At 61.8% G+C, this 22,118-nt stretch carries 17 protein-coding genes; 5 read left to right on the top strand and 12 right to left on the bottom strand.

Annotated features, from left to right (window positions below; translation table 11 throughout):
- Window positions 1-24: 24 nt before the first annotated feature.
- The 8 genes from ACVWSC_RS13135 to ACVWSC_RS13100 all read right to left on the bottom strand — a co-directional run bounded on the left by ACVWSC_RS13135 (window position 25) and on the right by ACVWSC_RS13100 (window position 8,989).
- Complete coding sequence (locus tag ACVWSC_RS13135; RefSeq protein ID WP_442114062.1) at window positions 25-1,407, bottom strand: aspartate aminotransferase family protein; 1,383 nt, start codon at window positions 1,405-1,407, stop codon at window positions 25-27.
- Window positions 1,404-2,843, bottom strand: a complete 1,440-nt coding sequence (locus ACVWSC_RS13130; protein WP_442114061.1) for an APC family permease — start codon at window positions 2,841-2,843, stop codon at window positions 1,404-1,406. Before ACVWSC_RS13130 ends, ACVWSC_RS13135 begins: the two co-directional genes overlap by 4 nt.
- A gap of 102 nt (window positions 2,844-2,945) precedes the next feature.
- Window positions 2,946-4,439 (bottom strand): aldehyde dehydrogenase, encoded by a 1,494-nt coding sequence (locus ACVWSC_RS13125; RefSeq protein WP_442114060.1) that lies wholly within the window; start codon window positions 4,437-4,439, stop codon window positions 2,946-2,948.
- A 17-nt stretch (window positions 4,440-4,456) separates the two neighbouring features.
- Entirely contained in the window at window positions 4,457-5,620 is a 1,164-nt protein-coding gene (gene argE, locus ACVWSC_RS13120) for an acetylornithine deacetylase (RefSeq protein ID WP_442114059.1), read from the bottom strand.
- Window positions 5,613-6,287: a DUF1028 domain-containing protein gene (locus ACVWSC_RS13115; protein ID WP_442114058.1), complete on the bottom strand. Its 675-nt coding sequence runs from the start codon at window positions 6,285-6,287 to the stop codon at window positions 5,613-5,615. Before ACVWSC_RS13115 ends, argE begins: the two co-directional genes overlap by 8 nt.
- A 10-nt stretch (window positions 6,288-6,297) precedes the next feature.
- Window positions 6,298-6,708, bottom strand: coding sequence for a RidA family protein (locus ACVWSC_RS13110; RefSeq protein ID WP_007924833.1), 411 nt, complete (start codon window positions 6,706-6,708; stop codon window positions 6,298-6,300).
- Entirely contained in the window at window positions 6,708-8,027 is a 1,320-nt protein-coding gene (locus tag ACVWSC_RS13105; protein WP_442114057.1) for a flavin-containing monooxygenase, read from the bottom strand. Before ACVWSC_RS13105 ends, ACVWSC_RS13110 begins: the two co-directional genes overlap by 1 nt.
- Before the next feature lie 416 nt (window positions 8,028-8,443).
- Window positions 8,444-8,989 carry a hypothetical protein gene (locus ACVWSC_RS13100; RefSeq protein WP_442114056.1) on the bottom strand — a complete coding sequence of 182 codons (546 nt, stop codon included), beginning with the start codon at window positions 8,987-8,989 and terminating at the stop codon, window positions 8,444-8,446.
- Window positions 8,990-9,270: 281 nt separating this feature from the next.
- Between ACVWSC_RS13100 and ACVWSC_RS13095 the strand changes: the two genes are divergently transcribed.
- From ACVWSC_RS13095 to ACVWSC_RS13075, 5 genes are all read left to right on the top strand, one after another.
- Complete coding sequence (locus tag ACVWSC_RS13095) at window positions 9,271-9,432, top strand: hypothetical protein (RefSeq protein WP_442114055.1); 162 nt, start codon at window positions 9,271-9,273, stop codon at window positions 9,430-9,432.
- Between the two features lie 82 nt (window positions 9,433-9,514).
- The gene (locus ACVWSC_RS13090; RefSeq protein ID WP_442114054.1) at window positions 9,515-11,203 is read left to right on the top strand and encodes a response regulator; all 1,689 of its coding nucleotides are present in this window, start codon (window positions 9,515-9,517) and stop codon (window positions 11,201-11,203) included.
- 101 nt (window positions 11,204-11,304) lie between these two features.
- The gene (locus ACVWSC_RS13085) at window positions 11,305-15,363 is read left to right on the top strand and encodes an MBG domain-containing protein (RefSeq protein ID WP_442114053.1); all 4,059 of its coding nucleotides are present in this window, start codon (window positions 11,305-11,307) and stop codon (window positions 15,361-15,363) included.
- Between the two features lie 2 nt (window positions 15,364-15,365).
- Window positions 15,366-17,114 carry a ShlB/FhaC/HecB family hemolysin secretion/activation protein gene (locus ACVWSC_RS13080; protein ID WP_442114052.1) on the top strand — a complete coding sequence of 583 codons (1,749 nt, stop codon included), beginning with the start codon at window positions 15,366-15,368 and terminating at the stop codon, window positions 17,112-17,114.
- Between the two features lie 53 nt (window positions 17,115-17,167).
- The gene (locus ACVWSC_RS13075; protein ID WP_442114051.1) at window positions 17,168-17,476 is read left to right on the top strand and encodes a hypothetical protein; all 309 of its coding nucleotides are present in this window, start codon (window positions 17,168-17,170) and stop codon (window positions 17,474-17,476) included.
- Here ACVWSC_RS13075 and ACVWSC_RS13070 read toward each other — a convergent pair.
- From ACVWSC_RS13070 to peaB, 4 genes are all read right to left on the bottom strand, one after another.
- Entirely contained in the window at window positions 17,448-19,121 is a 1,674-nt protein-coding gene (locus tag ACVWSC_RS13070) for an AMP-binding protein (RefSeq protein WP_442114050.1), read from the bottom strand. The two genes, ACVWSC_RS13075 and ACVWSC_RS13070, sit on opposite strands and share 29 nt — an antisense overlap.
- A 71-nt stretch (window positions 19,122-19,192) precedes the next feature.
- Window positions 19,193-20,317 carry a quinohemoprotein amine dehydrogenase subunit beta gene (gene peaD, locus ACVWSC_RS13065; protein WP_442114049.1) on the bottom strand — a complete coding sequence of 375 codons (1,125 nt, stop codon included), beginning with the start codon at window positions 20,315-20,317 and terminating at the stop codon, window positions 19,193-19,195.
- Between the two features lie 31 nt (window positions 20,318-20,348).
- Window positions 20,349-20,672: a quinohemoprotein amine dehydrogenase subunit gamma gene (gene qhpC / locus ACVWSC_RS13060; RefSeq protein ID WP_442114048.1), complete on the bottom strand. Its 324-nt coding sequence runs from the start codon at window positions 20,670-20,672 to the stop codon at window positions 20,349-20,351.
- Between the two features lies 1 nt (window position 20,673).
- Window positions 20,674-22,104, bottom strand: a complete 1,431-nt coding sequence (peaB, locus tag ACVWSC_RS13055) for a quinohemoprotein amine dehydrogenase maturation protein (protein ID WP_442114047.1) — start codon at window positions 22,102-22,104, stop codon at window positions 20,674-20,676.
- Window positions 22,105-22,118: the final 14 nt, after the last annotated feature.

Genomic DNA, 22,118 nt, shown 5'->3' with positions numbered 1-22,118 from the left:
GCCCCTGCGAGCCGGCGAAGGGACTTACAGCACGCCGAATTCGCGCGCAGTGCGGTCTACGGCGATTCGGGTCTTGTCGACCAGCTCATCGATCTCGGCTTTGCCCGCAACCAGCGCCGGGGCCATGATCATCCGGCCCAGGGTCGAGCGAATGATCAGGCCTTCTTCAAAGCCGATGGTGCGGCAACGCCAGGCCATGTCGTTCTCATTGGCAAAGCGTTTGCGGCTGACTTTGTCTTCGGCGAACTGCAACGCGGCGACCAGGCCCGTGCCCTGCACTTCACCAATCAGCGGGTGGTTGCCGAACACTTCGCGCAGGCAGCGCTGCAGGTACGGGCCGGTGTCTTGCTTGACCTGGGCAACAATGCCTTCATCACGCAGGGCCTTGAGGTTGGCAATCGCCACCGCAGCAGCCACCGGGTGTCCGGAATAGGTCAGGCCGTGAGCGAACACCCCGCCCTGCTCTACCAACACCTGAGCCATACGCTTGGACAGGACCAGGCCGCCCATGGGGATGTAGCCGCTGGTCAGGCCTTTGGCGATCGACAGGGTGTCGGGTTCGAAGCCGAAATGCTGGTGGGCGAACCATTCGCCAGTGCGGCCGAAGCCACCGATCACTTCATCGGCACACAGCAACACATCGTATTTGCGGCAGATACGTTGAATTTCCGGCCAGTAGCTTTCGGGCGGGAAAATCATCCCGCCAGCGCCCTGGAACGGTTCGGCAACGAAGGCGGCAACGTTCTCGGCACCCAGCTCGAGGATTTTCTCTTCCAGCTGGCGGGCTGCGCGCAAACCGAACTCGGCCGGGGTCAGGTCACCTTCATGGGCGAACCAGTACGGCTCGTCGATGTGCGCGACATCGGGAATCACCCCGCCCATGTCATGCATGAACTTCATGCCGCCCAACGCCGTGGCGCCGAGGGTCGAGCCGTGGTAGCCGTTCCAGCGGCCGATCATGATCTTCTTCTGTGGCTGGCCAAGAATCTGCCAGTAACGGCGCACCGTACGGATCAACACCTCGTTGGCCTCAGAGCCGGAGTTGGTGTAGATCGCGTGGCTGTAATGACCAGGCAGCAGGCTGAACAGCAACTCCGAAAGCTCTACCACCGCCGGGTGGGTGGTGTGGAAGAACATGTTGTAGTACGGCAGTTGCTCCAGTTGCTGGCTGGCGGCGGCCGCCAGGTCCTTGCGACCGTAGCCGAGGTTCGTGCACCACAACCCCGACATGCCGTCCAGGTAGCGTTTGCCATCGTTGTCCCACAGTGCCAGGCCTTCGCCACGCACGATCACCCGCGGACCTTCCTCGTTCAGGGCTTTCTGGTCGAGAAACGCATGAATGTGGTGCGCGGCATCCAGGGCTTGATAGTCACGGGTGCTACGGTCGGGTTTCACTTGAGCGGTCATTGCGAGTCTCCTTGCGGGTTTTTATCGTTGAGGGTGCCGAGTACGCAGGACAGCGGTTCTGGCTGGAACAGCGGCTTGCGCATCACGCACTTGATCCACAGCACGGCGATGATCGACACCACCAGCAGCACCAGGCCGGCATACGCGAAAATGGCAAAGGTCATGTCCGGGCTTGGCGACACGTGCCAGATCGCAAAGAGCATGCCGGCGATGCCAAATACTTGCGGCAGCGGGTAAAACGGCGTGCGGAATGGCCGGGCGGCCTGCGGGTAGCGGCGGCGCAGTGCGATTACGTTGATGTGGGTAATGATGTAGGCGAGCAACCAGGCCAGCGCAGCAGCCAGCAACAGTTGGTTGATGGCATCGGGATGGTCATGCATCAGCAGCAGTGGCAAGCCGGTGATCGCCGAGACGAACAGCACCGCCACCCAAGGGGCGCCGCTGCGCTTGCCTTGCAGTTTGAGCACACCGAATGCCTGGCCGTTTTGCGCCATGCCGAACAACATGCGCGGAATGGCGGCCAGCGAGCTGTTGAGGGTACTGCAGGTGGCGGTAATGGCTGCGGTCACCAGGAACACCTGGCCCGTTTCACCAAACACGGTGGTGGCGAACAGGTAGTGCGGCAAACCGTTGCTGGCCAGTTCGGCCTGCGGCACGGTGAGCAAGGCACCCAGGCAATACAGGGCGATGATCACGAAGATCACGGTCAAGCCAATCATCATCGAACCTGGGATGTTGCGCTGCGGGCGGCGGGTTTCTTCCACCAGCGGGCAGACAAACTCAGCACCGACAAAGCCCCACACCGCCATCGCCGTCAGCGCAATCACGCCCAGGCCCAACGGGTTCCAGTTGGCGACGTCAAACAGCTGCGGATTGGGTGAAACAATATCGCTGTTCATCGCACTCAGGCCCATGACCAGCAGCACCACCACCATCACCACCGCCAGCGCCGTCTGCAGGCGGGCGAAGATGTCGATGTTGAACAGGTTGAGCACGGTGAACAGGCCCAGCACACCCAGGGCCACGGTCAGCGGTGGCAGCGAGTGCGGGTAGACCTTGTCGATGATGAACTCCATCAGCAGCAGCTCTGCCGACAAGGCGAACATCGCCACCACCACATAACCCGAGAACGTCGCAAGGATCGCCGGGAATTGCCCGATGGCCACTTCCGTGTAGCTGCTCAGGCTGCCTGCGCGCGGGATCATCAAGGCCAGCTCGGAGAACGAGCAGGCATAACTCAAGGCCAACAGCCAGGCCAGTGCCAACGGCACAATGAAGCCTGGGCCGGCGATACCGACGCCTTGCAGCATCAACACCATGACACCTTGCGACACCACCAGGCCGATCGCCACCGCCAACAACGCGGTCAGGCCCAATTTCTTGCGACTGTCAGGTGGCGCCAAGGCGCCGGTGGACACGCTTGCATTACTGTTCATCGCTTGCTCCGCTTATTAGATTTATGTGCAAGAACCGCGTTGTTTGTATTCGCGGGGCAAGCCCGCTCCTTGTAGGAGCGGGCTTGCCCCGCGATCAATCCGTCACCCGCGCAGCTGAATCCAGGTAGTTTTCAGCTGCGTGTACTTGTCAAACGAGTGCAGCGACAAGTCACGCCCGAACCCGGATTGCTTGCCGCCACCAAACGGCACCGTGACATCCAGGGCATCGACGGTATTGACCGACACCGTGCCGGCATTCAGGCGCCGCGCCACGCGATGGGCGCGATTGAGGTCATCCGTCCATACCGAAGCGGCCAGGCCATAGATGTGATCATTGGCCATCGCCACGGCCTGGTCTTCGTCATCGAACACGCTGACCGCCAGTACCGGACCGAACACCTCTTCGCGGGCCAGGGTCATGTCGGCCGTTACACCGGTGAAAATCGTCGGTTCGATGAAGTTGTCCGAACCGTCGAAACTCAACTGACGGCCGCCGCACACCAACTGTGCGCCCTCTCCCTGGGCCTGCTCGATGTACTGCATGATCCGTTGGCTTTGACGCGCATCGACAATGGCGCCAGCGCTGCTGGCCGGGTTCAGTGGGTTACCCGGCTGCCATTTGCCAGCCTTGGCGATCAGGCGCTGGATAAAGTCGTCGGCAATTGAGCGCTCGACCAACAAACGCGAGTTGGCCGAACACACTTCGCCCTGATTGAAGAAGATGCCAAACGCAGCCTTCTCGGCCGCCAGGTCCAGGTCCTGGCAATCGGCAAACACCAGGTTCGGACTTTTGCCGCCGCATTCCAGCCACACCTGCTTGAGGTTGGATTGCGCCGCGTACTGCATGAAGTACTTGCCCACTTCGGTGGAGCCGGTAAACACCAGCGCATCCACATCCATGTGCAGGCCCAGGGCACGACCGGCTTCCTCACCCAGGCCCGGCACCACGTTGAGCACACCCGCCGGAATCCCGGCTTGCAGGGCCAGTTCGGCCAGACGCAGGGCGGAAAACGGCGATTGCTCGGCCGGTTTCAGCACCACGCTGTTCCCAGCGGCCAGCGCCGGGGCCAGTTTCCAGGCCGCCATGTCCAGCGGGAAGTTCCACGGCACCACGGCACCGATCACCCCCAGCGGTACACGGGTAATCGTCGCCAGGGCATTGCTGGCCGTGGGCGCCACTTGATCGTAAAGCTTGTCGAGGCTTTCGCCGTACCAGGCGAACACATGGGCGGCGCCCGGCACGTCGATGTTCCAGGCATCCATCACCGGTTTGCCCATGCTCAGCGAATCGAGCAAGGCCAGTTCGTCACGGTGTTCCAGCATCAGTTGCGACAGGCGCAGCAACACCGCCTTGCGCTCGCCGGGTGCCATCTTCGCCCAAGGCCCCTGTTCGAAGGCGCGACGGGCACTGCGCACTGCCTGGTCGACTTCGGCCTCTGCGCAGGCAACCACACGGGCCAGCACGCGGTTAGTGGCCGGGTTGATCACTTCCAGGCGCGCATCGTTCTGCGCCAGGCACGGTTCGCCATCGATCAACGCGGTGTCGATCAGTCGTTGCTGCTGTGCAAGGCGGGTCCAGTCGTTGAAATCGTTCATCGCAGGCTCTTTTGTCATTATTGATGTGTGCAGAGGTAAGCGGCCAAACGGTCCATCAGGCGGTCACAGGCCGCCATTTGCGCGACGCTGACGAACTCGTCCGGCTTGTGCCCCTGATCCATGCTGCCCGGGCCGCAGACCACTGCCGGGATCCCGGCCTGATCGAACAAGCCACCCTCGGTGCCAAACGCCACGGTGCTGAAGTCGTCGCGCTCACACAGCTGCGCCAGCAGTTGTGCGGCGGCACTTTCGCGGTCGGTGGCCAAGCCCGGGTAGGCTGAAATCGGCTCGAAGCGAATCGCTGTATCTGGTTTGACCACCTGCATCGCTGGCAGCAGCGTGTGCTGGGCGTAGTGGTGCAATTCATCAACCACCGCTTGTGGTTCGAACGCTGGCAAAGCACGCACTTCAAAGTCAAAGCGGCAGTCCTGCGGCACGATGTTGAGCGCCGTACCGCCCTCGATCACCCCGACCTGGACCGTGGAAAACGCCGGATCGAAGCGCTCGTCGTGGTGTTCTGGCGCCGCCAGGCGCTGACCAATCTCGCCGAGGCGCGCAATCAGCCGAGCCGCCTGTTCGATGGCATTCACGCCATACGGCGCATAGGCCGAATGGCACGCTGCACCTTTGACGTGGCAACGCATGGCCAGCTTGCCTTTGTGGCCGAGCACCGGCTTCAGCTCGGTCGGTTCGCCAATCAGGCACAGGGCGGGTTTGGCGATACTGTGCGGCAACGCCTCGAGCAGGCTGCGTACGCCCAGGCAACCGACTTCCTCGTCATACGAGAACGCCAGGTGCACGGGGCGCTGCAAGGGGCTGGCAAGAAACACCGGCACCGCTGCCAAAACCGAGGCCAGGTAGCCTTTCATGTCGGCCGTGCCGCGCCCATACAACTTGCCGTCGCGCTCGCTGAGGGCGAACGGTTCGACCGTCCAGGCCTGACCGTCCACCGGCACCACGTCGGTATGCCCCGACAGCACCACCCCGCCCTCCACTGCCGGGCCAATACTGGCCAGCAGGTTGGCCTTGCTGCGCTCGGTGTTGTAGATCAGCGTGCAGCTCACCCCCAGGCCTTGCAGGTAATCCTGCACGAAGGCGATCAGCTGCAGGTTCGAGTCGCGACTGACCGTGGCAAAGCCAATCAGCTTTGCTAGCAAGGCGCGGCTGCGCAACTCACTCATCGCCCGGCACTCCATAGCTCGGGGCCAGGGTTGGGTTCAGCGCGCGGGTCAGGTAGTCCTGCAACTGTGGCTCATAGGCAGCCCAGAGCTTGTGTAGTTCACCGATCGGGTTTTCATCTGCCCAGTCGACCCGCAGATCGACGATGGGCCAGAGCAGATCACCGACCACCGACAGCGCCGCCGAATGCACCGCGCCCGCTTCGCCGCCCGCGTCCTGTCCGGCTTGCAGCGCGTTCAGCAAGCGTGCGGCGAGGCAGCCTTCACTGCCCTCGAACGCCGCAACCATCCGCTCGATCACGCCACTGTTGGCCAAGAGGTTGCCCGCAGCGACGCATTGCTCACCTGCCAGTGCGTTGTGGGTACCCAGCGCATGGTTGCCACTGAACACCGCAGTACGCCCTTGGGCATCCACTACCGCGACCTGGCGGTACTGGCTGTAGCCGTTGCGGGTCAGCGCATGGTCCAGCGCCTGATGCGGTGCCAGCCCTTCGGCCAGGGCATCGAGCACCTGCGGGCCCAGGGCCGGCAAAGTAATGTTCTGGCTCGACACCGCGCCGACACCGGAGCGCAGCCACGGGCAACGGGCACCCACGGCAATGCTCGATGAGCTGATGGCGATGCCCAGTTGACCGGTTTCAGCACAGCGACCCACGATGGAAAAGGTCATGGCACGCTCCTTATTCAGGGATGACCGCAATCACGTCGATTTCCATCAGCCACTGCGGCTGGCCCAGGGCACTGACAACAAGGCCAGTGGAGATCGGGAACACCCCCTTGAGCCACTTGCCAACCTCCTGGTACACCGGCTCGCGGTAGCGTGGGTCAATCAGGTAGGTGGTGGTCTTGACGATGTGGCTCAAGTCACTGCCGGCCTCCTCAAGCAGTTGCTTGACGTTGCGCATGGCTTGTTCGGCTTGCGCCCGTGGATCACCCAGGCCCACCAGTTGGCCGTTGAAATCGGTACCGACCTGGCCGCGCACGTAAACGGTATTGCCGGCACGTACCGCCTGGCACAGGTCGTTGTCCAGGGACTGGTTCGGGTAGGTGTCTTTGGTGTTGAACATGCGAATGCGGGTATGAGTAGGCATCAGCGGGCTCCCATGAGGCTGGCGGATTGAAGGTGGGTTTCGGGCCGTTCGGCCTGACGTTGCGAGGCATCGCGGTAGTCGAAATAAGCGCGCTGCTTGATGATGTGCTCGGCGATATGCCGGGCGTCGTGCCACACGCCCCAGATAAACGCCGAACCACGCCGGGCCAGCCATGGCAGGCCGACAAAGTAGACGCCCGCTTCGCTGGACACCCCACGCTGGTGCTGTGGCTTGCCATCGGCCTTGAAGGCATTGACCTTGAGCCAGTCGTAGTCGACCGAGTAGCCGGTGGCCCAGATCACCGTAGTGATACCGGCCTTGGCCAGGTCCAGTTCGAGGATCGGCTGGCTGATGCAGTCAGGGTCTGGGAGCATGATCCGCGCTTCCGGCTCTGCTGGCAGGTCCAGGCCGTTGGCGGCGATATAGGCGTCGGCGGCATCGAGCAAGGCCAGGTAGTTTTCATCACCGCGGGCGATGTTCTCGGCCAGGTCTGCTTGAAAGCTCACCACACCGTTGTTGAATGCCTTGGTCAGGCCCACCAGGGTCACACCCTGTTGTGCCAGGCGGCGGAAGTCCACGGTATGGCCACCACGTGCACCGCTGACGGCGATGGTCACGTGCTCTTTGCCCGGTTGCACGCCCTCGGCATCCCACAGGCCGAGCACGCCCAGCCACCAGCAGAAGTCGCGATTGCGATAGGCACGCGGCGGACGGTCGTGGGCGCCAACCGAGAGGTACACCTGCTTGCCGGCGCGCTGCAGTTCATCAGCGATCTGCACACCGGATGAACCGGCGCCCACCACCAGCACCGCGCCTTCAGCCAGTTGCTCAGGGTTACGGTAGTGCGCCGAGTGCATCTGGGTAATGGCGCCGTCTGCCGGGGCAATGGCAGGGATCAGCGGACGCTGGAACGGGCCGGTGGCGACCACCACATTGCTGGCCTCGATCACGCCCTCGGAGGTTTCAACGGTGAAACCCGGGCGCCCGACGTTGCGTTGTACCTGGGTAACTTCGACGCCGGTGCGTATCGGTGCATTGAATTTTTCTGCATAGGCTTCGAAGTAGTCGGCTACCTGGTCTTTGCCAGCAAAGGCATCCGGGTCCAGGCCCTCGAACTCAAGGCCAGGGAAGCGGTCGTGCCAGGCCGGGCCGTTGGCAACCAGCGAATCCCAGCGACCGGTGCGCCAGGCTTCGGCGATACGGTTGCGTTCCAGAACCAGGTGCGGCACGCCGAGTCGGCTCAAGTGTTCGCTCATGGCCACACCGGCTTGCCCGGCACCCACTACAAGCGTGTCTATTACGGTTTTATTGTTGGTCATCGCTGCGCCCTACTGAGTTTTCCCACGGGGATCACCGTGGGTGGGTGTTGGGCGCATTCTGTGCAAAGGCTGGAAACAGCGAAATTATGATTTTTGTGGTTGTTGGCAAGCAAAAAACTGTGAGGCTTGAGGAGTGGGGCTTTGGCGGGCGTTTACAGGCAGGTGCAGTGGCACAGATTTGGGAAGTACTGACTTGTGGCTTGCTGTTTTTGGCTTCTGGAGCTGGGAGCTTATCCGTTTGGTGGGGTGGCTCCACTGGCCCCTTCCGCCCTTACGGCGGCCTACTTTGCTCTTGGGCAAAGTAGGCCGCCGTAAGGGCGGAAGGGGCCAGTGGAGCCACCTCACCAATTGGATAAACCCCCAGCCCAAAAAGCCAAAACCACCCTCCTTCCCACCCAACAACCCATGATGAGTTACTATTTACCGTTCCCAAACAACCCTTGAATCGCATTATTCAAATCATCAACTTTATTAAGCACTTCCTGCGTAGTCGATTGCCCCTGAGACTGCGCACTCCCCCCCGAACCTGAAGGTTTATTGCCCTGCAAGCCTATACAGGAATTACCACAGCTCTTGAATATTTGACCGCAAGAGTCGTAACACGCCTTGTTCCCCTGACAGGTCGTGAAACACTGCGAATACTGCTGACTGCAATTGCTACTGCACTCAGTGACAGGGCTTTTCGGTGCAGACTGGGTTTGCCCGCCGCCTGGCACTTTCTGGTTGGCGCAATGGGTGGGGCAATCGTAGACGCTGTTGCAGACATTTTTGCAGGCGGCGGCCTTGTTCGGGTCGCCTACGCAGCCTGCCAGGCAGTTTTGTTTGCCACCTTCGCACATCGGGATACAGTCACCCGAGTAAGAAACAGGTGACACCATGAACATAATAAACAGCACCCAAAAATAGTGCTGCATGCCAAACTTACGAATACGGCTTCGCCATGTTTCGCGCTGGATACTCATAACTAAGTCCCTCACGCTAATCAGCGAAATTTATACAGGCAATATGTAAACGCATCCAATATTATTTTTGAATTATTTTTATAACAATGAACTACTAACGATCAACTCAAGTTGCCTTGTTATTAGGGTGCCAGGTATATCGTCTCGCGGGGCAAGCCCGCTCCTACCGGCAGCCAGACCGGGGTTGTAGTGCTTGCACTACAGGGCTTTCATGATTCCCTGATTGTTGCCCCACTGTCGTAATGCAACGATAGCCCGCAACCGTTTGGAGACAATCGACCATGAACAGCTTCCGCGTTGCCTGGCAGGCCGTGTTCAAACACCGCCATGGCACGGTCAAGACCCACCCCCGCAATCCCGGACAGGCGCTCGCCAAAGCTCTGGAAGAAGAGGAAGAGAAAAGCCTGGTGTGGGTGACACAGAAGTACGAGCGGCGCCACTAACGCTTCACCCCTGCCAAGACGGTGGTCTTGGCAATGTGCGTACTATCCTTGCTGTCTGTCTCCCTTCAGCAAGGATCCGCCAATGAGTGCCGTTGCAATCATTGACCAGCAACCCAGCAGCCAGGCAGGCATACGCGCCGAACTCGAACGGGCCGGCCATGTCATCGTCGGCGCCGCCACCAACGGTGTTGAAGGCCTGGAGATGGTGCGCCGCCTGCAGCCAGACCTGATCGTGCTCGATCTGGACATCCCACGCCTGGGCGGCCTCGATGTGATCCGTCGCCTGATCGCGCACCAACGCAACACCCGCATTCTGGTGTTTACCGCCTTTCCGGCAGACGTCTACGAGCATTTGTGCCTGGCGGCTGGCGCGGTGGGGTTTGTGAGCAAATACGATGCGCTGAACCTGCTTGCCGATGCCGTGGCCAAGGCCTTGTCCGGCAAGACTTACTTCAACGCCAGCGCCATGAGGGCAGAAAGCACCACCAGTGATGATGCCGAAGGGTTCAACGAACGCTTTACCGCCCGCGAAATCACCGTGTTGCACTATTTGGCCGATGGCATGCGGGTCAAGGATATTGCCGGCGAGCTGGCCATCAGCGACCGCACGGTCAGCACCTACAAGGCCAGGTTGCTGGAGAAAACCAATACCCATTCGCTGGTCGAGCTGCTGCGCCTGGCGGCGCAACATGGCCTGGTGACAGCCGCCGGGGCACAGGTCAACGCACCAGAAACGCCTGCAAGCTCTACCGATCAACAGTTCAACACGTTGTTTGATCAAATCCCCTATCCGGTGTGCCTGCGCGACGCCAATGCTCGAATCGTGGCGGCAAACCAGGCATTCGCACATTACTTCGACTCAAGCGTCTCGCAATTGCTCGGGAGCCGCACGGTGGATGCGGGGCTGGTGGAGCTGGAGCATTATGATTACGCCTACAAAACCTACAGCGCGGCCGTGGAAAAACGCATCCCATACATGCTGGTGCTGTCCATCAGGGTCAAAGGCGAACGACGAGTGATCAAACACAGCGGCTTGCCGGTCATCGCTGCCGATAACAGCTTTGTCGGCATGCTGTGCACGTCGGTGGATATCGGCGAACAGCACAAAGCCCTGGAGCGCCTGCAAGAGCAGATGACGCATGCCCAAACCCTGCGTAATCGCCGCGGCCAATACCTGATCGAATACTGCACAAATGCGGCGTATAACCTGTCCCGACTGAAGGAGATGCTCGACAGCCCTGAGCGGCACTCACTCGACGACGCAGGCAAAACACTGCTCTACCGCTTGCAGGAAGGTGTCGAGCTGTTGGCCGAGCTGGTGCAACTGGAGCAAGGGCTCGCCTCGCCGAACTCATTCGTCAGTGACCTGCGCGGCTTGACTCAGACCCTGCTGGAGCAGGCGCCTGAGGGTTCGTTGCCCGCCACCCAACTGCACTGTGCGCTCCCCGCTTGCTGGGGCTGGATAGACGCCGAGCGCTACGTGCAGTTGCTGCGCAGTTTGCTGCTGCACGCGAAAAGCCTGGGCGTTTCCAGCCTGGACCTGTATGCCGAGTCACCGCCGCAGGGTATCCAGCAGACGCCCTGGCACCTGCGCATTGTCGGCCCCTTGAGCGCCCAGCGCGACGGCGAAGCACCGAGCATCCGCTGGCAACTGGCGCAGCAGCTCGCGCGGCTGCTGGGGGCCGAGCTCGCACTGGTCATCACCCCGCAGCAAACGCTGGAAATCACCCTGCAACTGCGCATGCCCGTGGCCAGTAACCACCCGCTGTAGGTTCAGGAACGCACTACAAGCGCTTTCAGGATTGCACGCTTATCTCGCCCAGGGGCACAGGCGAATGATTGCTCCCAGATTAATCCTCTGGGAGAACTGCAATGAAACATCGTGCACCGGGTGGTCATGGACTGCGCTTGAGCTGTCTGTGCATCGCCATTGCCCTGGCCACCACCGCCAGCGCCAGCGGCCTTCCGCAAGGCGGCCAGGTGGTCAGCGGTGGCGCCAGCATCAGCCAGAGCGGTGCGAACATGGAAGTCCAGACTTCCGGTCCGCGTACCGCCATCGACTGGCAACGCTTCAATGTCGGCCCCGACAACCGCATCACCTTCAAACAACCCGACGGCCGCTCGGTCACCTTGAACCGGGTGATCGGCGGCGACCCCTCGAAGATCTACGGCACCATCACTTCCAATGGCCAACTGATCCTGGTTAACCCCAATGGTATCTGGCTCGGCCCTAACGCCCATGTGTCCGCCAGTGCCCTGGTGGCCAGCGCCGGTTTTGTCACCGACAAACAGGCCAAGGAGTTCGCCGCCAGCGGCAAACTGGATATCCAGCTCAAAGGCCTGGTGCGCAACGAAGGGCATATCACCGTGCACGACAACGGCATGGTTGCCCTGCTCGGCGCGCAAGTTGAAAACCACGGTGTGATCCAGGCGCGCAAAGGCACCGTGCAGTTGGCTACCGGCCCGCAGGCGACCCTGGACTTCCACGGTGATGGCCTGCTGAGCATCGCGGTCGGCGGTGAGCCGGGCGAGCGCGACAGTGTCAACGCCGATGTCAAAGGCGGCGTGCACAACAGCGGGCAAATCGAGGTCGGTAACGGCGTGGTAGCCATGAGCGCCGAGCGCGCGGCCCGGCATCTGGACTCGGTGATCAACGTCGGCGGCAATGTGATTGCCGATGGCGTCAGCGAGCAAGGCGGCACCATTGTCCTGGGCAGTGCAGCGCAGACCAACGTCAGCGGCAGCCTCAGCGCCAAGGGCAGCAGCGGCGGCTCCATCAAGGCCCTCGGTGATGAAGTCAACCTGGCCAGCACGGCCAGGCTGGACGCCTCCGGCAGCCAGGGCAACGGCGGTAAAGTCCTGGTGGGCGGCAGCTTGCAGGGTAAAGGCAGTGAGCCTGCTGCCAAACGTACCACGGTGGCCCAAGGTGCCCAGCTCAAGGCCGAGGGCAAACGCGACGGCGGCCAGGTGGTGGTCTGGTCCGATGGCCAGACCCGCTTCGCCGGCAGCGCCAGCGTCAAGGGCGCAGAACGCGGCGGCCTGATCGAAACTTCCGGCAAGCAGTTGCAGGTGAGCAACGAGGCCAAGGTCGATACCTCCGGCAAAGTGGCCGGTAAATGGCTGTTGGACCCTGAAACCGTCAACATCGTCGCCGATGCCAGCGCCGACCCGGGCACCGGCGTAAGCGGCGGTATTACCCAGGGCCCCAACACCGCCGACCTGTGGAACGTATCGGCGCAGGCTATCGTCAATGGCCTGGCCAGTGGTGACGTCGAGGTGTCGGCGAGCCAGCGCATCAATGTCAACACCGCGATCATTGCCACCAACATCGGTCAGGACGGCACTGGCAAACACACCCTGGCACTGATCTCCGCCGGCAACCCCAAACAAGGCGTGGGCTACAGCGGTAGCGACCTGTCCAGTGACAGTGGTTCGGTGTACATCAACGCCCCGATCTTGCTTAAAGACGGCAACCTGTTTATCGCCGCCACCGGCGACATCCGCCTGAACAACACCGGTGCCGACTACGCCCAGCGCGCCATCATCGACGTCGGCCAGGGTATCGCCTGGCTGAAAACCTCCAACGTCGCATCGATCATCCAGCAATCCGGCACCGCACTGATGGGCCAGCAAGTGGCCATGGAAGGTGCCAGTGTGCGCATGGAAAGCAACCTCAACTACGCCGGTGTGCTGGCAGGCAAAGCCAGCAACGGCGTGTTCCGCTTCAACCAGACCAACGCCAGCGGCATCACCACCACTGGCACTGTGGCTTCGCCGTATTCCGCCGAACAGCTGTCCGGGGTAACCGCACAGCAACTGGAATACCGCGGCTTTCAGGATGTGGTGGCCAACCCCAACGTGTCCTATGGACCGGGCACCCAGACGGTCAACCTCAAGGCCGAGAATGGCGCCTCATTCGACTATCTGGTGTTCGAAGCCACCGGTTTCGTCACGCCTGACGGCAAGGGGGGGTACCGCGAACTCGATCCGGCAGTACTGCTCAACTACCTCGACAGCTCGGACTATCTGGTTAACGGCCTGAGCTTTACCGACAGCGCCGGAGTTGCCTGGAACATCGCGCCCGATGTCAACAATGGCAGCCTGGTGAAAGTGACCCGCACCGATCCGGGTGGATCGCCAGTGGTCAGCAGCGCCCCGGTCGGGTTTGCCTTTGGTGCCAACGGTGGCCTGCAAGTGGTTTCCACCCTGCATGAGCCAGGCTGGGGTGTGGAGCCCTACGCCTATATTCCGGGTGCCCAAGACCAGAAAGAGATCCAGCACAACGCCCAGGATGGCAGTAGCCAGCAACTGGTGCTAAACCTCGGCGGCAAGTACGACAGCGTGCAGGCACTGATCGCCAACCTGATCAACGACACGCCCTGGCTGCAGAAAGCCGACTCCAATGGCCCCGCGCTCAAAGGCGGCGAGCAGACCCTGGAGCGCGCCCGGGTGCACTTCTATGAAACGGTAGACAAAACCAACGAGCCGGGGGTGATTATCAGCAACGCGGCCGCCGCCAAGGTGACCGTCACGGCCAACGACGCAACCCGCGAATACGGTGACGCCAACCCTACGCTCAGTGCCCGCACCGAGTACGACAGCAACGCCCAGGTGGTGAAGGGCGTCGACGACTATGTCAATCAACAACTCGACCGCAGCGGCACCGCGGTCGGTACTCCAACGACCCAGGCCACGGCGCAAAGCGACGTCAAGGCCGATGGCTATGCCATCACCAATCAGGTCAGCCAGGATACCCGCGCCCAAGGCCGCTATGGCCTGGACAACAAGGCCGGCACGCTGATCGTGCAGCCGGCCGAACTCAAGGTCAAAGCGGACGAAAAAACCAAGGTGTATGGCGACGCCGACCCGGCCTTGAGCTATCAGGTCAGCGGGCAGAAGTTCGGCGAACAGGCCGATACCCTGGTTGGCGGTGCGCTCAACCGTGCTCCCGGGTCGAACGTGGGTGACTACACCATCGGCCAGGGCAGTGTCGGCAGCCTTTCCGGCAACTACCGCATCAGCTACGAGTCAGACCTGCTGCACATCACCCCGGCGACGTTGCAGGTCAATGCCCATGACAAGAGCAAGGTCTATGGCAATGCCGACCCGGCACTGAGCTATTCGCTCAGCGGCTTGAAGAACGGTGACAGCGCCGCAGCGGTGCTCAACGGTCGCGACCTGCAGCGCCAGGCTGGCGAAAACGTGCGTCCCGAGGGTTACGCCATTGGCCAGGGCAACCTGGCGCTGACCAGCAGCAACTACACCCTGGTGTTCCACGACGGCAACCTGCAGATCACCCCGGCGCCCTTGCTGGTAACCGCGCACGACAAAAGCAAACTGCAGGGCCAGGTCGACCCACGCCTGACCTACTCGGTCAGCGGAATGAAAAACGGCGACCGCGCCGACGTTGCCAAAGGCAGCCTGCTGCGCAACCCCGGCGAGGCCCCGGGTGCCTACGGCATTGGTCAGGGGCAAAGCTTCAGTGCCGGCGCCAACTACAACGTGGTGTTCAAGGACGGCACGCTGACCATTACCGGTCCAGTGATCGACCCGCCTGCGCCACCCGTGCCGCCTGCCCCGCCCGCGCCTGTGGACCCTGCCGACCCTGTCAAGCCTGTGGCTCCGGCCTTGCCGCAAGGTCCGGTGCCCATGGCCGCCCAGGCCCCGGGCAACGTGCGTTGCACGGCGCTGGAGTCGCCCTCGGCAGTCTCTGCCAACTACTCGGTATCGCCTGCGGTAATCCGCACCTACGCCGTGCAACTGATCTGCAAACCGCGCGCCTACGGCGACAAGGTCAGTACCACCCCTGAACTCAGCGACGTGCTGACCTACGCCAACGGCCTGCTCAAAGACGGCAGGTTCATCGTTCCTGACTGGAACCGCAGCGTCATACCGCACGAACTCACCACCCCTGCCAAGGGAGAGAAATAATCATGAAATGCTTTCCTGGCCGCTTCAAGGCGGTAACCCTGGCCGTTTGTTCCGCCCTGCTGGTGCTGGCAGGTCCAGCCGATGCCGGGCCACGCGGTCAACTCGACCCGGGCCGGATTGAACTGCCCAACCCCGATGGCAGCCGCACCCCTACCCTGCAGATGCCTGGCACCCTGCAATTACCTGACGCGGTGGTGACGCCTGAGCCCGAGCAACAACCGGCCGAGATGCAAGCGGCACCTGGCGATAGCCGACGCTTCAAGGTCAACCAGGTGGTGGTGCGCGGTGCCGACAGCTACCCCAGCGGTACCTTCAACAGCCTCGTGCGCGGCCTGCAAGGTCGCCAGGTGAGCCTGGCCGAAGTCAACGCGGTGGCCGCCCAGATCACCCAGCGCTACCGCAAGGCAGGCTTTCTGCTGGCTCGCGCCTACGTACCACAACAGCGCCTGGAGGACGGCCGTCTGGTCATTCAAGTGTTCGAGGGCAAGGTCAACGACGTACAGTTCAAAGGGCCGACCAATAAAGCCCTGGAGCGCTATGCCGATAACATTCGCCAGGAGGTTCCGCCCAAAAGTGCCACGCTGGAACGCAACCTGCTGCTGATGAACGACGTTTCCGGCAACGACAGCCGCGCCGTGCTTTCCGCCTCACCGGTGGCCAGCGGCACCGACCTGACGGTGCAGAACGAGCAGCGCAAATATGAAGGCTTCATCGGCTTCGACAACCGTGACAGCCGCTACTTCGGCCCTTGGCAGGCCTACGGCGGTTTCGGTATCAATGACCTCAGTGGCAACGGCGACCATCTGGGCATCCGTGCCGGTAAGTCGATCGAAGGCAACAAGATGTCGTTCTTCGAAGGCCAGTACGAGCTGCCCGTCGGTGCCAAAGGCGACGTGCTCAGTGTGCTTGCCCAGCATAACGAAGGGCACGCCGACACCTTCTCGTTCCTCAACGCCAACAGCTCGGGCGACACCCTGGCCGTGCGTATTACCCGGCCGTGGATTCGCCAGCGCGACGAAACGTTCAAGACCTCATTGGCATTGACCTACTTCAACGGCAAATCCGAATACCTGGACGATCCCGACAACCCACCGTCAAGCGATGACCGTATCCGCGCACTGCGCCTGGGTGCCAGCTACGACTTTGCCGACCGCTATGGCGGCAAGAACCTGCTCAAGGCCGAAGTCAGCAAGGGCCTGGATATCCTTGGCGCCAGCGATGAAGGCCGCGCCAACCCTTCGCGTGAGGGCGGTCGCACTGACTTCACCAAGCTGCAGGTCGATGCCCAGCGTATGCAGGACCTCTCGCAACTGATGGAGGGCCTGAACCTGTACCTGGCGCTGACCGCACAAACCTCGTTCGGTCAGGCATTGCTCAGCCCCGAGCAGTTCGGGGTGGGCGGCAGCGAGTTCGGCCGTGGCTACGACCCTTCGGAAATCACCGGTGACCGCGGCTTCGCTACCAAGGCCGAGCTGCAGTACAACCGCCAGCATACCGTCGGCAACTGGACGGTGCCGACCCAGTACTACACCTACTGGGACTTCGGCAAAGTCTGGAGCGAAGACCCCAGCTGGACGGGTACTGAAAGCCTGTCATCGGCTGGTGTGGGTGTGCACTTCCAGGTGTTCAAGGACACCTACATATCGCCGGAACTGGCCTTCCCCCTGACCCACAAAGTCTCGGCCGAGGAGCTGGACGACGACAACGGCAAGGCACCGCGCCTGTACCTGAACTTCCTGAAGCTGTTCTGAGCCTGATTGACCGTGCGCAAGGCGTACCTTGCGCACGCAGGGGAGATGCACTGATGAAACTCACTACCCGCTACGTGCTGCACACCGTCCGTACCGCAGCGTTCAATGCCGAGGCGACGGCAGAGTTGCTGCTGGAACTGAGCAAACTGGCGCCGACCGCCAAGCTCAGGTTCCGCGCCATGAACCTGGCGGAACTGATCAATGAGGACGCCGAAGCCCTGGAGCGGGTCGCCACGGCGATCACCCGTGGCGAGCTGCTGGCCTCTGTAGGAGCGGGCTTGCCCCGCGATTGCGCTGTGACTGACAAATCGCTATCGCGGGGCAAGCCCGCTCCTACGGTAGCTGCAACTCCTCAACGCTGATCTCGCGCATGCGAAACTTCTGCACTTTCCCGGTTACAGTCATCGGGAACTGTTCCACGAAACGAAAATAGCGCGGCACCTTGAAATGCGCGATGCGTGCCTTGGCCCACTCGCGCAGTTGCGCCTCATCGGCGACTGCTCCCGGGTGCAGCCTGATCCAGGCGACGATTTCTTCACCGTAGCGGCTGCACGGCACCCCGATCACCTGCACATCAGCGACCGCTGGGTGGGTGGCGAAAAACTCCTCCAGCTCACGCGGGTAGATGTTCTCGCCGCCGCGGATGATCATGTCCTTGCTGCGCCCGACGATGCGCACATAACCCTGCTTATCCATGCTCGCCAGGTCGCCGGTGTGCATCCAGCCCTCTGCATCGATACTGTCGGCAGTGGCCTGCGGATTGTTCCAGTAGCCGAGCATGACGCTGTAGCCACGGGTGCACAGTTCACCGACTTCGCCACGCGGCACACTGTTACCGGCACTGTCGATGATCTTGCTGTGCAGGTGCGGCTGGGTACGACCAACTGTGGTCACCCGCAGTTCTAGGTCGTCGTCAGGGCCAGTCTGCAACGACACCGGGCTGGTCTCGGTCATGCCATAGGCGATCTGCACTTCACTCATGTGCATTTCATCGATCACCCGGCGCATGACTTCGATCGGGCAGTTGGCGCCCGCCATGATCCCGGTGCGCAGGCTGGACAGGTCGAAGGTGTGGCGCAGCGGATGATCCAGTTCGGCAATGAACATGGTCGGCACCCCATACAGCGCCGTGGCCCGCTCTTCGGCCACCGCCTGCAGGGTGGTCAGCGGATCGAAGGCATCGCCGGGGTAAATCAGGGTGGCGCCGTGGGTCATGCAGCCGAGGTTGGCCATGACCATGCCGAAGCAGTGATACAGCGGCACCGGTACGACAAGGCGGTCGTGCTCGGTGAGGCCGAGGCTTTCGCCGACCAGGTACCCGTTGTTGAGAATGTTGTAGTGGCTGAGGGTCGCGCCTTTGGGGAAACCGGTGGTCCCCGAGGTGTACTGGATATTGATCGGCTCATCGCAGTGCAGGCTGGCCTGCCGCGTCGCCAAGGTATCCAGGCTGACCTCCTGCGCCCGTGCCAGCAGCGCCTGCCAGGCCAGCAGGCCTTTGGGTGGCGTACTGGCCAGGCTGATCACCCCACGTAGCTCAGGCAGCTGCGCGCAGGCCAGCTCGCCCGGCGTGCTGGTCGCCAGCTCCGGCACCAGATCCAGCAGCATGGCGTGATAGTCCGACGTTTTGAAAGCATCGGCGCAGATGATCCAACGGCAACCCGACTGGCTGAGGGCATAGGCCAACTCGTTACTGCGGTAAGCCGGGTTGATATTGACGAGGATGACGCCAATTTTTGCACTGGCAAACTGAGTGATGCACCACTGTGCACAGTTGGGTGCCCAGATCCCCAGGCGATCACCGCGCTGCAGCCCCAGGGCCAGCAAGGCGCGGGCCAGGCGCTCGACTTCTGCGCCCAATGCCTGCCAGCTGTAGCGCAGCCCTTGATGACGGACCACCAGCGCCTCACGCTGGGCAAAGCGTGACACGGTGAGGTCGAAGGCCTCGCCGATGCACAGCGTGAGCAACGCCGGTTCCTGTTGCCCTTGGGTATGGCTCAACGCATTCATGCTGTTCTCTTATTGTTGTGGTACTGCGAAGCAACGGCTTGCCGCACGGGCAGCAAGCCGCGCTGGTCTGTTTACCTGACAAACACCTGGGTGGTGGTAATCGACATGTCACCGCCCGGCAACTGGATGTTCTTGACCTTCTCCAGGCTCTGCGGATCGAACACGGCAATGTCGTTGAAGGTGCCGGCGAGGTAGAGCTTGCTGCCTTGCTTGTTGAAGGCCACACAGTAATACGTGTGCTCCAGATTGGCGGCCTTGATCAGCTTGCGCTCCTTGATGTCGTAGCGCGCCAGACGGTTGAGCACGCCATACATCTGGTTCGGGTCCTGTGGCGAGCGCAAGCCGGTGAAATACAGCTCGGTCAGCGAGGCGAACTCCTGGTAGTGACTCTTGCCGGTTTTCAGGTCGATGCTCAGGTAGCCGTACATCGGTTCGGCAGTAGCCGGATCCTGCTTGTCGTCTGTGAACTTGGCCACGGTGTAGAGCATGGTGAAGTCGTGCTGGGCGGTCTGGTGGGGCCAGAAGTACAGCACGTCCGGTGCGCTGAAGCCCGGGCGCTGCCAGTTGCGCAGCGCCATGGCAACTTCGTACTTGCCGGTGTTGACATCCATTTTGTAGATATCCGGGCCGGCCACGTACAAGCTGCCGTCATCGGCGGCACGCATCAGGTACACCTGGCGTGGCATCGGAAAGCTACGTACCGGTTTCGCACCGACGCCGTCGGCTGCCTTGAACACTTCCAGGCGGGGTGGCTTGACCACGTAGTGATCATTCAAACGCTGGGTCGGGTTGACCGTGGCATACAACTCCTTGCCATCCGGGCTGATGGCGAACGAGAACATCGAACGCGCCACCTCACCCGGGTTGCTGGACAGGTTGGCATGGAACACGGTTTTGCAGCTGTCCAGGTCGATGCCGTAGAGGTCACCGAAATGGTTGTTGAGCAGGTACGCGGTGCGGTTGTCGGGCGCCATCATTGCCGTGCCGGGGCCAAAGGCGTCCGGCAACTTGCAGCTTTTGAACACCTCGTCGCGGGCCAGATCAATGACGTGCAGGTTGTTCGGGTAGTTGGTGGCAATCATGTACTCGTGGCCGGCCTGCAGCGCAGCCCCGCTGTTGTCGGCAGCCCAGGCGCCCAGGCTACTGGCACAGGCGGCGACGGTGAACGCCAGTTTGGCGAAAACTCCAGGTTTCATGCGATGTCCCCTTGTTATTCTTGTCGGCCGGTCACTTGTCTTTAGGAAACACAGTGCCCAGGTTGCGCCAGTCGTCTTTGGAGTTGGTGGCTTGCGCGTTCCAGTCCTGATAGGTACTCATCATGTCCGGCACCTGGGCCGGCCACCAGCACGGATCAGAACAGCCATAGAGGTCAGCTTCCATCGGCTGGCACAGCGAGCTGACACCCCCGAAGGCATCCACTTCCCAGCCCGGGTCGGTGGTTGCCGTGCACCCGGCGACGGCGCTCATGGCCACGACTTCCTCGACTCGGTCCTGGGCAACGGCTTGCTCAAGAATTTGCGCTTTGTTGTTCAGCGGCTTGAGGTGTTTCATGTCAGTGCGCCTTCCGCGGGGTGATGTAGCGGCTGATGAACGCCGGGTTAGCGGCCATGATGCGGCTGTAGACTTCGATGCCGAAGTCGACCCAGTCGCGCATCAGCTCACAGTAGTGGTAGGTCGGATGGGTGGGGTCGCCGTAGCGCGCGTAACTTTCGTGGTAGCAGCCGCCGGAGCACAGGTTGCGGATCCGGCAGGTATCGCAACCGGTGCCTCTACGATCCAGGCGCTGTGACAGAAAGTCGTTGAGCTCAACCTGTTTCACCCCGGTGTGCACGTTGCCGAAGGTCGGCAGGCTGGAGCCGGTGAAGCGGTGGCAGAGGTTCAGTTCGCCCTTGTGATCGACCGCCAGCATCTTCAGGCCGGCACCGCACGGCAGGGCCTTTTTGTGGCCTTCATGGATGTCGGTGATCAGCTGGTGCAGGTTGGAGAAACCGATGTTGCGGTGCTCCAGCGCGGCCTCCAGATAACGCCGTCCCAAGGCCTTCATGTTGGCAAAGACCTCCACCAACTCATCCGCGGTCAGGTTGAAATCGGCCATGTCACCGGAGGTCACCGGGGCGAAACCGACCTCGGCAAACCCCAGCTCGTTGAACAGGTGATTCCAGATCGTTTCGACATCAGTAATGCCACGCGTCAGGGTGACGCGCGCACCGACCGGGCGGCTGTCATAGCGCGACAGCAGCATGTCGGCCTTGCGCCGTACCACATCGTAGGTGCCCTGCCCGCCCACGGTAATACGGTTGCGGTCGTGCACGGTCTTCGGCCCGTCGATGCTCACCGACAGGCCAAAGCGATGGGCGTTGAGCCAGTCGACAATCTCCTCGGTGAGCAGCGTGGCGTTGGTGGTCATGACGAATTCGACCTGCTTGCCCGCTTCGGCAAAGCGCCGTTCGCAATACGCCACCATGTGCTCGATCAGTGGCCGGTTCGACAGCGGCTCACCGCCGAAGAACACCACGGTGTAACGGCTCTCGTCCGGCGATTCCTTGAGCAGCATTTCCACCGAGGATTCCGCGGTGGCGGCGCTCATCTTCTTGCCGGCCGAGGGCTTGTCGAGGTCTTCCTTGTAGCAGTAACTGCAGCTTAAGTTGCAGCCGGTGTTGACGTTCAGCACCACAGTGTTCAAGGCCGTGCGCTCGACGCGGGTGACGCCGATTTCCGGTGTCAGCGGCGAGCCGTCGCTGACCAGCTCCAGGGCAATCAGCTCACGCAGGGTTTCTTCAACGTCTTGGCCGGTAAAACGCGCCTCAAGGCGATGCACCAATTCCTCAGGCGAACAGCCTTGCTCACGCAAGGTATCGATGATCCCGCCGGTGACGGCATCTGTAGCAAACAGCGAACTGCTGGGTATATGGAACAGCATGCGAGCGGCATCCACCTGCACTTCATGCAGGTTGCGCTCGACCAGATTCAATAGTGCGCCCATGGCGACCTCCCGAT

The sequence above is a fragment of the Pseudomonas sp. NUPR-002 genome, assembly GCF_056322725.1.
Note: the sequence above shows the minus strand (reverse complement) of the source record. Positions and strands in the feature narration are given on the sequence as shown.

Coding starts and splice junctions, on each gene's coding strand:
- ACVWSC_RS13110 (WP_007924833.1), bottom strand. CDS start 6,708: ATGCCTACTCATACCCGCATTCGCATGTTCAACACCAAAGACACCTAC.
- ACVWSC_RS13125 (WP_442114060.1), bottom strand. CDS start 4,439: ATGAACGATTTCAACGACTGGACCCGCCTTGCACAGCAGCAACGACTG.
- ACVWSC_RS13080 (WP_442114052.1), top strand. CDS start 15,366: ATGAAATGCTTTCCTGGCCGCTTCAAGGCGGTAACCCTGGCCGTTTGT.
- ACVWSC_RS13085 (WP_442114053.1), top strand. CDS start 11,305: ATGAAACATCGTGCACCGGGTGGTCATGGACTGCGCTTGAGCTGTCTG.
- ACVWSC_RS13100 (WP_442114056.1), bottom strand. CDS start 8,989: ATGAGTATCCAGCGCGAAACATGGCGAAGCCGTATTCGTAAGTTTGGC.
- ACVWSC_RS13130 (WP_442114061.1), bottom strand. CDS start 2,843: ATGAACAGTAATGCAAGCGTGTCCACCGGCGCCTTGGCGCCACCTGAC.
- ACVWSC_RS13135 (WP_442114062.1), bottom strand. CDS start 1,407: ATGACCGCTCAAGTGAAACCCGACCGTAGCACCCGTGACTATCAAGCC.
- ACVWSC_RS13070 (WP_442114050.1), bottom strand. CDS start 19,121: ATGAATGCGTTGAGCCATACCCAAGGGCAACAGGAACCGGCGTTGCTC.
- ACVWSC_RS13075 (WP_442114051.1), top strand. CDS start 17,168: ATGAAACTCACTACCCGCTACGTGCTGCACACCGTCCGTACCGCAGCG.
- peaD (WP_442114049.1), bottom strand. CDS start 20,317: ATGAAACCTGGAGTTTTCGCCAAACTGGCGTTCACCGTCGCCGCCTGT.
- ACVWSC_RS13090 (WP_442114054.1), top strand. CDS start 9,515: ATGAGTGCCGTTGCAATCATTGACCAGCAACCCAGCAGCCAGGCAGGC.
- peaB (WP_442114047.1), bottom strand. CDS start 22,104: ATGGGCGCACTATTGAATCTGGTCGAGCGCAACCTGCATGAAGTGCAG.
- ACVWSC_RS13115 (WP_442114058.1), bottom strand. CDS start 6,287: ATGACCTTTTCCATCGTGGGTCGCTGTGCTGAAACCGGTCAACTGGGC.
- ACVWSC_RS13095 (WP_442114055.1), top strand. CDS start 9,271: ATGAACAGCTTCCGCGTTGCCTGGCAGGCCGTGTTCAAACACCGCCAT.
- argE (WP_442114059.1), bottom strand. CDS start 5,620: ATGAGTGAGTTGCGCAGCCGCGCCTTGCTAGCAAAGCTGATTGGCTTT.
- ACVWSC_RS13105 (WP_442114057.1), bottom strand. CDS start 8,027: ATGACCAACAATAAAACCGTAATAGACACGCTTGTAGTGGGTGCCGGG.
- qhpC (WP_442114048.1), bottom strand. CDS start 20,672: ATGAAACACCTCAAGCCGCTGAACAACAAAGCGCAAATTCTTGAGCAA.